The sequence below is a fragment of the Paraburkholderia sp. CNPSo 3274 genome (genome assembly GCF_024206475.1).
Classification (GTDB): Bacteria; Pseudomonadota; Gammaproteobacteria; order Burkholderiales; family Burkholderiaceae; genus Paraburkholderia.
Genome location: NZ_JAMBPR010000141.1, coordinates 1 through 10,326 on the forward strand (window position 1 = coordinate 1; position 10,326 = coordinate 10,326).

Sequence of the window (10,326 nt, forward strand, 5' to 3'; positions counted from 1 at the left end):
TACGCAAGATCGTCAAGACGCGTGGGCACTTCCCGACGGACGAGGCCGCGACCAAACTGCTCTGGCTGGCCTTGCGCAATATCACGGCTGACTGGAGCCGTGCCGCGCATGACTGGAAAGCCGCGATGAACCAGTTCGCGATCCTCTACGAGGATCGCTTCACCAGAAATCATTTGTAGAATGCAATTGATGAGCCTGCCAGACGGCAGGCTTTTATCTGCCTTGCACACAAAAATTCAGACACTCCCCTACTCGATGGCAATAACGGCGATCTACGCTTCGTAGTCGCAACGCGCGAGCTTTGCAAGGATTAGGCATGCCAAAATACAGGCTGACATTAGCTGTGCTCGCTTTTGCCAGCGAGCCGGCGGGCGCGCAGTACGATGGTACTTACTACACGTGGGGTCATCACGTCCGCATAACATGCGCGCCCAGTGAACCCAATCTGTTCTGGCGGCGCGTTGGCGGGCCATATTTTGACGGTGACTGTACCCAGACGCTCCCGGCCCGGCCGGCTACAGCGGCGTCGCTCGGCGCAGCCGGAGAAGGGGCAAACGAATGAAAAACGCCGTACTGGTCTCCGTATTGTGTGCAGCCGCGTTGCTCCAGAACGGTTGCGAAGATGACCGCGGGGTTGCGTCTGCTACTGCCGTCGCACTTTCCTCGTCGAGCAATCCAAACGAGCCGATTGCCGTTGGGGCAGCCGCTCACAAAACTAATGTGCCACTCGATCCGCCGGCCTCGCTGGTTCCACCATTCGACGAGAATCCTCCACCGGCAGAGTCGCACCCGCCATCCGCCGGTTGCAGGATTACGAGAGTCACGCCATGGTATGAGGAGCAACGGTTCTTCAGTGTGTTGCCGGGCAACTCAATGCCGTTCGCGGACCAGATTCTCGGCGCATCGGGCTTCGCTCACTTTGGTTCTGACTTCTCGAAGCAGCTCTGTGGGGCCGACGCAAAACGGTTCTCTGGGGGCGCGGAGCACGTTGTGAAGATCGCTGGCGAAGGATTATGGAAGGCTGCTGTCGATCGAGTGCAGGGGCGCTCTGTCAGTGGCGCCCAACCGCGCAGCGACGACCGCATGTTGTGCTGGGCGCGCTCATGACACAGATACTGCGCCAGTGGGCCGCGCAGGTAACGCTCAACCGCTTACAGCTCCAGTGCGTGCTGGAACGCGCATCGCGCGGACAATATGCCGTCCATTTCCAGCCGGGTAAGGGCGCTACGCGAATCATCATCAGCGGGTTCGATCCGTTCACACTCGGGACACCCGGTGCAAATAATCCGTCGACCAATATCCGGATCGGTAATCCATCGGGGGCAATTGCGCTCGCGCTCGCCAATCGTAGTATTGAGCTCGTGAATGGCTCCATCGCATCATTCGAAACCTACCTGCTACCGGTGGACTACGATTCGCTCGCAAGGGGATGAAGGAGCATACGATCGAACAATTCTTCATCGGTGACGCCCGAGTCGATGCGTCAATTACGATGAGACAGGGTGGCGAGCGCGGGTTTTGGATTGAGAACTGGCACGGCCGCTATCACGCGGCCGCATTCGCAGACTACGTCGGGACGACGATTGGAGACCCGTTCGGCGCTCCACTGTTGCCTGCAATGCCGTATGCGGACATGTATCCGCCAGAGGACGTGCTCGGCACGACCCTCAGCCTTGGCAACCCGACTGGGCCAGAGCAATACACGATAACTAGTCGAACCTGAACAATTCGGAGAGCCTTGTGCGGCGGAGCTTTGAGGCCGAAATGGTGTTGTGAGATCTTCAGGAACCTGGCACATTAACGTGAGAATCCTGCATTTTTCGATGAGGTGAGGATGGGTCCGAAGACGCCTGTGACGGAGGGAGATTTCTTCCGCCAACCGCTGCGCGAACAGATCAACCTGAAGCATCCGTTGATACGTTTGGCCGACCTCATCAACTGGGAGCGACTTGGCGCATCAATGAGCGAAAGCTTTGTATCGCGCAAGGGTCGACCGGCGACGTCTCCCAGGCTGTTCGGCGTCACGGATTTTGGGATCATTGCCGCTTAACGGACCAAAGTGTCGTGTGAAATGCGTCCAGTGCTCGATATTGGCGAGTACGTCCAGCACATTGCGCACAGGCATGCGCTTGACGATCCGCGTCAACAACCGTGCCGAGAATAGTCATCAGCCAACCCGGGAACGCGAACGGCGTATGCGGGGCTTCCGCCTGCCCGAGCGTACTCAAGCTTTCCTGTCGAACTTCGGCCCGATCCGACAGCACTTTGCCCTCAAGCGACATCGGCTACCGGCTTCAAGCTATCGCTAACAACTCGCCTTGCGATTTGCTGCGTGGCATCGCTTCACCGTACTCACCCAAAATCCGTCTACCGCTTTTTGAGCGACTGATCGCCCCTGCCAGCATTGCCTTGTCTTCTCTCTAACGTGACAAAGCCCTCCGCCGACGACGACAAGATCGAAGCACATGGTCATGATCGGGGCACCTCCCACCAAATCGAAACGGCCTCTATAGCCTCATCTCCGACGTTGTGCAACTGGTGACGCTCTCGAGGGGCGAATTGAACCGAGTCGCCTGCCTTCAACTCGATGCTCCGGCCGTCGACTACCGCACGACCATGTCCCCTGGAGAGATGCCAAAGTTCTGCCACGTCATGCGCTTCCGCAACGGTGGCGCAACCGGGAGCGACGCGAAATGACGCAAGCCGGAAAGGCGCCTTGGAATGTTCGCTCGCCAAGCCATCGAACTCACGCATGGTCACACCGATAGCACAGGTGGTAACGGGGCCGCACGCAACCGTTCCATGTCGAATGCCGTCAATATCTCCGAAGCGCGCGCTACCTTCGATTAAGACGCGATCGCCCCTTGCGTCCAGTCCTAGCCGCCCACCGCTAGCTGAGGCTTGCAACGCACGCAGACTCGAGCGGCCCAAGCGCTCGGACCAGTACGGCTGAAGCTTGCAATGCGCGGACACACACACCTGATCCTCGTCGATGGAAATCTCAGGCGCGAAAAACCGCGACACGATGTCATATTCCGCGAGCGAACCGTTTGGATCGGTACGTGCGGTCAGCACGACGCCACGACATTCAAGGCCGCGAATTGCAGCGAAATCCGGCACAAAGCGCGTGACGATAGACTCTTCCGCGACCACGGCAATCAGATCATCATAAGCACGCCGGCATTCGACCAGCGGCACACCAAGCGCGTCCGACACGGTGCGCGCCGTCGCCCTGTCAGCGGCGACGCTGAGAATGCGAGGGAAGCTCATGGTGATCGCATCGCCAGCGCGCGTGATAGCAAGCACGCCGCTCCTCGATCCGAACGTCAGCGCGTGGCCCGGCACTTCCCCTCGAGTAAATAGCCAATGCGCCGCCGCGAGCGTCGCGTGCCCACAGAGCTCGAGCTCGGCACTAGGCGTAAACCATCGTATGTCGAAGCACGCGAGTTCGTCGTGGTCCGATGACGGTGCCACAAAGGCAGTGGTCGGCAGCTTCGCATAGTGAGCCGCCGCTTGCATTTGCTCGGCCGGAGGAAATTCACGCAAGATAACAACGCCCGCGGGATTGCCACTAAAACGGTCATCAGCAAATGCATGGACGACGTTAGGCGCCTTCTGCAGCTCCGGCGGCAACGACGCATGAGACATTCCGGCGAGATCTATCGTGGTGAAGCCGTGCTTTCGAGTCATGAAATTTTCTCCGTCATCTCTTGCGATGGCTTCCGCGACGCCGCCAAGGTTTCGCCTGACCACGTGATAGCACCGCTCATTACACCGCAATCGAAGCGCTCCATACGGAGAATGGCGTTCAAGATTCGCGCACTGCGCCATGAAAGCAGACTGAGGTAGGGATCTGCGACCCCATACTGCGAGCGCGCACCGTTTTGCAGATAGAGCCGACAGCCGAGCGGCCCATCCAGGACCACGGAAAAATCATCGCGTATCTCAAGCTCCGTATCTCCTAATGTGTTTTGCACAAACGACAGCCGGCTTCGTAAAGGCTCGAGTAACCGCGGCAGCGAGGATCTGTACCCTGTGCAGAGAATGACGACATCCGCATATGCGTGCATCACATCGCCGTTCACGCGGTCACGCACTGTCAACAAATAACCAGGCCCGTCGAGACTCATTGCCTCGACCGACGAATCGATCCGTATCTCGCAGGCGCCCGGCCTTGCCTTATGCGCCACTTCGCGCTCGTACAAGAGCTGATAGATTTCCCGAAGCGTCGAGGCGCTGACGCCATCGCCCGCCAGTTCCTGCCCCATCAGAAATCGTTCACGCGCCTCGCGTGAACACCGTTGGAACCACATGCTGTGTTGGGGAAAGAACCATTCATTGACGAATGGGCTGTCTTCGAGGGCAAACAGATTTGGCCGACGCGACACCCACGTAATCGATGCCGGTTCTCCATGTAACCCGCGCAGTAGCGCGCTGACGACTTCGGCGCTGCTTTGGCCGCCGCCTACCACCGCCACGCTCGAACCTGAAAAATTCCGCTTTTCATTCAGGAATGCGCCGCTATGAAAAACGTTCTTTCCGCGAATTAGGCGTGCGAAGTCAGGAATGAACGGTTCCCGGCCCACACCGATGACGACCGTCTTCGTGCGCACCGTTTCTTCCTTGGCACGCACGCAAAATGAATCGCGATCTAGGTCGATTTCATTGATGGCCGTGCCGAAGCGGATATTGGGCAACCGCATGGCAGCCCATTTCAGATAATCTTGAAACTCCTGCCGCGTGATACGGTCCAACCCGCACACGACGGCTCGATAGAGGCGCCGGTGGTCCTTCAGGTACGCAAGAAACGAGTATGGGTTGGTCGGGTCGACAAGCGAGACAAGGTCTTTCAGGAAACTCGTCTGCATCAGTGCCCCGTCGACCATCAATCCTGGATGCCACGCAGGCTCAAGTGCTCGCTCAAATACAGTCACGGCAAGCTCACGCTGGTTATACGCAAGCGCAGCGAGACTCAGGTTTGCTGGACCTGCACCAACGGCGACGACAGACTCTCTGCTCATTTGACGACCTCGCGACGAAAATTTACCTTGGAATGCTCGACTACCTGCAGTCAAACCGGCTCTGACATCAATAGTGCGTCGTCACCGCGGGCCGCGGGCTTCCCGAGTGGATTCGGGCTAGCAACAGGACGTTTACGGAGGCAATGGCAAGCGTTACCGTCAGCATGAGATTGATCCCGCCGTGAGCGACCAGCATTCCAGCGATGTAGGGAAAGCCAAACACGCCGGCAAAGTACGCGATCGTGAAGACTTGGGAAGTGACCGGCACGGACAATTCCGCGTCGCCGGCAAGATTGACAGCCATGCTGTTCAAGGTCGAATAGGTGAGTCCATAGCCTATGGCGAAAACGCAGGCGCTGATTACATAGACAATTGAGCTGCTGCGGTTCCAGATGAAGAGCGCTAGCGCGGCGAGTGTGGCGATGAACAGCGCGAACGCGAGCTTGCGAACAGGCAGCCTGCTGATTGCTGGCGCAAGCGTGAACCGGCATACTACGGTCGTCAAGGTGAACGTCAGGAAGAAAAGTTCCGCGGGCAGGTGTCGAGATTCTGCGTACGCCGTCTGGTAAGTCGAAAGCCCCGCAAAAGCGCAGGCGGCAAGTCCGATCATCGCAATGGGCATGCGGGTGGTCGAGCACAAGACCGATGCGGCCTGGGAAGGTGTGATGCCAACCGCTGCCATCGATAAGTGCGGCGTGCCTTGCATAAGCTTCCGGACTATCGCGAGTGCGACGGCAGCAGAAAGGCAGACACAAGCCAAACCGATATAAACGACGTAAAATGAACCGAATCGGTGCGCGAGGAAATGGCCAGTAGGTGAAGCGAATCCGAGTCCTGCCATTTGGGCGCCTGACAAAAGCGTCAAATATCTGATCCGCGCTGAAGGCTTCAAGTGGTGGATGATCTGGAGCGGCGCCAGGATATTGAACGCCGACCAACCTAGACCCAGCAACAGTCCACCGGCGAAGGCAATCCTCAAATCGACGCGTGTCAGCCCAAACGCGAGCATCGCCGCGGACATCGCCCCGGCAGCTGCGATGATCGTCGACATCAGTCCGATCCGTTGCGCTATCCAGCCGGCGAACAGCGAACTGATGATCATGGTGAAGATGCCGCTCGAAATCACGGTGCCCGCCATTGAAACGTCGAGCCCGCTTGCGCGCAGATAGTCGGCCAGCAGAAAACTTGCCCCATAGGCCGCCGCAAGCGCAGCGCTCGCAACCAGGAACGGTATGAACGCGGTGGCCTTGAGCGCGGAAGGCAGTTCGGCGGGTGCACTCATGAGTCCATGCTCGCAGGAAGGCAGTTGGAAAGATCATGCTCATGCAACATTCGCGACTCGTGGAGATTGGGCGCCTTTGCATCCGGTATCTGACGGGTTTCCGGAAAAGCGGATGCCGATGGAGTTTCGGCATGTCCAAGCCATACCCAGATGGCGTCGGCGGTGCGCGGCATCAGCGGGGCAGCCAGGAATGCGAGGCCTTTGAGCCACGTATATGCCGTGGCTGGCGTGCGCGCTTCGTTGGCGAGATCCAGCCATGCCATAAGCGGCTTTGACGCCAGCGAAACCCGCAGCTTGTCGGGTGACAGCGCGGCGCTTTGCTCACCATAGAGCTCGACGAGCCTCGCGAACAGCGACGAATCGAATGCCGGCTCGCCGCGAAAAGCCGGATTTTCGACTATCGTGGCGCAGGCGCTTGCAACGAGCGTCCCGACCGTTGAGACGAGATGATTGTGACGGCCAAGCATGTTGCCAACACGAAAATCTGTTTCCTCTTCCTCGGGACATATTTCGGAGAGGTACACGCGCAGCGCATCCGTGTTGATGCCGTTTATGTTTCCGATATCACCAGCCCAGATTACGTGGCCGCGGCTAGTCGAGAACTTGCTGCCGTTCAGCTTGAGGAAGTAGTTGAAGTTCACGCTGTCGAAAGGACGAAAATTTTCCTGCGCAAGCGCACAACCCGTGACCCCGACGAGCACCGGAATTGTATTGTCGATCCCCGTCGAGCCGATCAGGAATGTGTCACTCCCATGCGAAAAGGGATTCGCCACACCGCGCTCTTGTGCATACCGTTCACCGCAGTAGAGATGGTGCGTATAGCAGCCTGCGGAATAGCTAAAGAGAATCTGACGATTCACGCAAGCATCGGCTTGCCATGGAACGCCATAGAGCCCGGGCAACGTCAATCGCATGGTGCCCCCGCACCGATCGACGTATCGTTGCGCGATACGCGCAAACGGTGCCTCGATGTGCATTTGCTCCCATTGCACAGTTAGCTGGGTCGGATTCCGCATGTTCAGGAAGTACGACTTGCTTTCTACCCACTCAGTGATTGTTCCCCGTCGTGAAACGGGCTTTACCGCATCCCACGGCTCGAAGTGCATGCCGCAAGCTTCACAAAAGAAGCTGCCGGCCGGCTTCAAACAGTTAGGACAACATGCGGCCAACCAGGCGCCGATGGAAAACCGGTCCTCTATAGGTGCTGTGGAAGGCAACGCATCGTCAACAGGCAGCCGTTCGTCGCGTAGTTGGACTTGGTCGCTTTGTCCCAGTCTGCGCATCAGTGCTTCCCGCACACCAAAAAACGTATCGATGTTGGTGCGATGAACGGGATCATCAAACCTGTCGAGATGAATATCGAGGGCCTTCAAATCGGTCCCGATCTGCTCATGAAATCGCGCGGCCATCGTTGCCGGATGTTCTCCGAGCTGCGTCGCTTTCGCAACGACATGATTTTCGAAGCCGTCCGTAGTGAGTCCGTACCAAACATCATGTCCGCTACGACGCAAGGCGCGTGCGAGGATATCCATTCGCAAAAAGGGACCACCCGCGTGACCAAGATGTGCGCGTCCGTTTGCGGTCAAATTCACGGGCGAAATAACAATTTTACGCAGCGGCGTGCGTGTATCACCTAACCCGACAAATCCAATTGCATTCCGCATCAGGTCTCCCATTCAGGTAACCAACGTTGCGCAGGATTATTTGACCGCGCTGGTAAATTGCAGATAGGTCAATATCCACTCCTATTGCACAAGGAAAAGCATACGCAATATTTGGGCCGACGCCACGATATGTGCATCGATCAGCAAGGCGCGTCGGGCGCAGCCGTCGTGGAACTCACTGAACTGCGATGGCTTGCGCGTTGCCATTTCGGACGGTAAGTCGCGCGGTGGAAAAATCCGGTGAGCAGGTTCACGAGGGTCCGTAGAGCCAGAATGTTGCTGGCGCTGCATGCGAGTAAGACTGTTCCAACGGAGCCTGGTCAGCAGTGCCTGGCGTGACGCATTTCTTCCATTCGCGCCGACGGATGTTGGAAATGGCGGTTTCGAGACAAACGGTGCTCGAAAGCGCACACCGAACATCCTTGAAGCCCTTGGCGCTGCGAAACGATTTTTCCAGCGCCGCCAGCAGCTTGAGGGCCCAACGATGCTCGGTTGAATGATCCACTGAAAACTGATTGCGGGTTTTCTGAAGGGATCGAATTTGTCTGCGAGCCCCATCTGCCACGGCCCGGATTTTTCTGGACACAGATTGGTAGTGTCGCGATAAGGAGATGAGGTCAAGTCTGGTGTATGGGCGTTGATAGCGGGCGACGTCAAGCGGCGAGTTTCTGCTGACCCGGTTGATCGTCTTGCACCGGCTCGCCGTCCTGGAAGGCAATGCCCTCCAGCAACAGCTGGATCTGTTCGGGGCCGTTGATCCGGTGCCAGGTTTTCTCGGCTTCCTCGATCAGCTTGAACGCCAGACCGAGGAAGGTCGGTCGCGACACGCAGTTGCGCGTACGTGTAGTACGGTGGCGCACCGTCGCGAACGTCGACTCGATCGCGTTTGTTGTGCGCAGGTGCTGCAAGTGTTCGGCCGGGAAGTCGTAGAAAGCCAGCAGGCTCTCCCGTGGTCGAGCAACAATTAGCTCAGTGCCTTGGCGTGACAGAACCAGCATGGGCCCCTCGACAACCTGGCGGTGCCTAAAATCAGTGCGTCGACCCGGCTCACGGGAGAGCGGCGTACGCCGCGCAGCCTTCGTTTTTGGTCGCCCAAGGGGGCTCTGGTGCAAATAGGGCGGGGGCGAATCGGTTAAGGTGTCGGGCTGAACGAATTGAGAACCGACGATGAGCAAGCTGAAGAGCCTGGACGAACTGTTTGCAGGCCGTCACTTTGACCGCGATGTGATCATTCTGTGTGTTCGCTGGTACCTGCGCTACAAGCTTGGCTTGCGCGATCTGGTCGAAATGATGGCGCAACGGGGTCTGGCGCTGGCCCACACGACGATCCTGCGCTGGGTGCGGCGCTTTGCACCGGAGTTCGTCAAACGGTGGAATCGCTTCGGCAGGCCCACCGGCCAGTCCTGGCGTGTTGATGAGACTTATCTCAAGCTGCGCGGCAAGTGGGTCTATCTTTATCGGGCGGTGGATCGGGTGGGCCAGACGATTGACTTCATGCTCCGTGCAAAGCGCGACGTGGAGGCGGCAAAAGCCTTTTTCAGGAAGGCGATCAAACATCAGGGCCAGCCACCGAAGATCATCACGCTTGACGGCTATGCGGCCTCGCACCGCGCCGTGCGCGAGATGAAGGCCGATGGCTTGCTGCCTGAGGACACGAAGGTCCGATCCTCGAAATATCTCAATAATCTGGTCGAGCAGGACCACCGCAGCATCAAGTCCCGGACGAAAGTCATGCTCGGCTTCAAGCGTTTCAGGAACGCAGCGATCACTCTCTCTGGTATTGAGTTGGTACATCGCATTCGCAAGGGCCAATTCGGCCTCGCGAAGCTCGGCCTCAAAGATACCACTGCGCCCGCAGTCTGGGAGGTCGTCCTGTCTGCTTGATGAGGTATCCTCTATATAACAAAAATCTCGTACACACCGCCTATTTGCACCGGAGCCCCCTTATCGAGCTTCGGTCCGATTCGCCAGCACTTCGCGCGCAAGCGACATTCACTGCGTGCATCACTCTATCGCAAACAGCTCGCCGCACGCTTTGCCGGGTGGCATCGCTTCTCTCACCCAAGTTCCGTCCAATTTCTGGGCAAATGCACGTCCTGTACGCTCTTGTGTCTCGAATACCTTAACGTGACAACGCCGTGCGCTTGGGCCATTCGTGAAAATCTGAACAGAGCGTAGCGGAAGCGCTACGGATCTCCGGCTGCGGAACGCACCTGAAGGCACTATAATCAAGCAAACTATGCGCCACCGGTTCCCCAGCTTGAAATCACAAGAATAGCCGACGATGCACGATCAATTGTGTGAGTGGTCGTCCTGTTTGTCCAACTCCCGACGACGTATGTCGACATTGTCACGTTAG

At 57.8% G+C, this 10,326-nt stretch carries 7 protein-coding genes and 5 pseudogenes; 6 read left to right on the plus strand and 6 right to left on the minus strand.

Features of this window, described 5'->3' with window-relative positions; translation table 11 throughout:
• From M3I54_RS42410 to M3I54_RS42430, 5 genes and pseudogenes are all read left to right on the plus strand, one after another.
• Positions 1–179 (plus strand): annotated as a pseudogene (locus M3I54_RS42410) (IS256 family transposase); the annotation flags it as partial.
• 379 nt (positions 180–558) lie between these two features.
• Positions 559–1,107 carry a hypothetical protein gene (locus M3I54_RS42415; RefSeq protein WP_254346244.1) on the plus strand — a complete coding sequence of 183 codons (549 nt, stop codon included), beginning with the start codon at positions 559–561 and terminating at the stop codon, positions 1,105–1,107.
• Positions 1,104–1,433 carry a hypothetical protein gene (locus tag M3I54_RS42420; RefSeq protein ID WP_254320801.1) on the plus strand — a complete coding sequence of 110 codons (330 nt, stop codon included), beginning with the start codon at positions 1,104–1,106 and terminating at the stop codon, positions 1,431–1,433. Before M3I54_RS42415 ends, M3I54_RS42420 begins: the two co-directional genes overlap by 4 nt.
• Positions 1,434–1,834: 401 nt before the next feature.
• Positions 1,835–2,014, plus strand: a pseudogene (locus M3I54_RS42425) (IS5/IS1182 family transposase); the annotation flags it as partial.
• A gap of 127 nt (positions 2,015–2,141) precedes the next feature.
• Positions 2,142–2,381: pseudogene (locus M3I54_RS42430) on the plus strand (IS6 family transposase); the annotation flags it as partial.
• A gap of 88 nt (positions 2,382–2,469) precedes the next feature.
• Here M3I54_RS42430 and M3I54_RS42435 read toward each other — a convergent pair.
• From M3I54_RS42435 to M3I54_RS42460, 6 genes and pseudogenes are all read right to left on the minus strand, one after another.
• Positions 2,470–3,690: a PhzF family phenazine biosynthesis isomerase gene (locus M3I54_RS42435; RefSeq protein ID WP_133190573.1), complete on the minus strand. Its 1,221-nt coding sequence runs from the start codon at positions 3,688–3,690 to the stop codon at positions 2,470–2,472.
• Positions 3,687–5,021: a lysine N(6)-hydroxylase/L-ornithine N(5)-oxygenase family protein gene (locus tag M3I54_RS42440; RefSeq protein ID WP_133190575.1), complete on the minus strand. Its 1,335-nt coding sequence runs from the start codon at positions 5,019–5,021 to the stop codon at positions 3,687–3,689. The genes M3I54_RS42435 and M3I54_RS42440 overlap by 4 nt, the downstream gene beginning before the upstream one ends.
• Positions 5,022–5,088: 67 nt before the next feature.
• Positions 5,089–6,303, minus strand: coding sequence for an MFS transporter (locus M3I54_RS42445; RefSeq protein ID WP_133190577.1), 1,215 nt, complete (start codon positions 6,301–6,303; stop codon positions 5,089–5,091).
• Positions 6,300–7,979: a class I tRNA ligase family protein gene (locus tag M3I54_RS42450; protein WP_254320778.1), complete on the minus strand. Its 1,680-nt coding sequence runs from the start codon at positions 7,977–7,979 to the stop codon at positions 6,300–6,302. Before M3I54_RS42450 ends, M3I54_RS42445 begins: the two co-directional genes overlap by 4 nt.
• A 418-nt stretch (positions 7,980–8,397) precedes the next feature.
• Positions 8,398–8,475 (minus strand): annotated as a pseudogene (locus M3I54_RS45600) (IS6 family transposase); the annotation flags it as partial.
• 145 nt (positions 8,476–8,620) lie between these two features.
• A pseudogene (locus tag M3I54_RS42460) lies at positions 8,621–8,923 on the minus strand (transposase); the annotation flags it as partial.
• Between the two features lie 220 nt (positions 8,924–9,143).
• Here M3I54_RS42460 and M3I54_RS42465 point away from each other — a divergent pair.
• Positions 9,144–9,851, plus strand: a complete 708-nt coding sequence (locus M3I54_RS42465; RefSeq protein WP_375541875.1) for an IS6 family transposase — start codon at positions 9,144–9,146, stop codon at positions 9,849–9,851.
• Positions 9,852–10,326 lie beyond the last annotated feature (475 nt).

What these genes read in the sequence shown, in the direction of transcription:
- M3I54_RS42415 (WP_254346244.1), top strand. Translation starts at nt 559, where the DNA reads ATGAAAAACGCCGTACTGGTCTCCGTATTGTGTGCAGCCGCGTTGCTC.
- M3I54_RS42420 (WP_254320801.1), top strand. Translation starts at nt 1,104, where the DNA reads ATGACACAGATACTGCGCCAGTGGGCCGCGCAGGTAACGCTCAACCGC.
- M3I54_RS42435 (WP_133190573.1), bottom strand. Translation starts at nt 3,690, where the DNA reads ATGACTCGAAAGCACGGCTTCACCACGATAGATCTCGCCGGAATGTCT.
- M3I54_RS42440 (WP_133190575.1), bottom strand. Translation starts at nt 5,021, where the DNA reads ATGAGCAGAGAGTCTGTCGTCGCCGTTGGTGCAGGTCCAGCAAACCTG.
- M3I54_RS42445 (WP_133190577.1), bottom strand. Translation starts at nt 6,303, where the DNA reads ATGAGTGCACCCGCCGAACTGCCTTCCGCGCTCAAGGCCACCGCGTTC.
- M3I54_RS42450 (WP_254320778.1), bottom strand. Translation starts at nt 7,979, where the DNA reads ATGGGAGACCTGATGCGGAATGCAATTGGATTTGTCGGGTTAGGTGAT.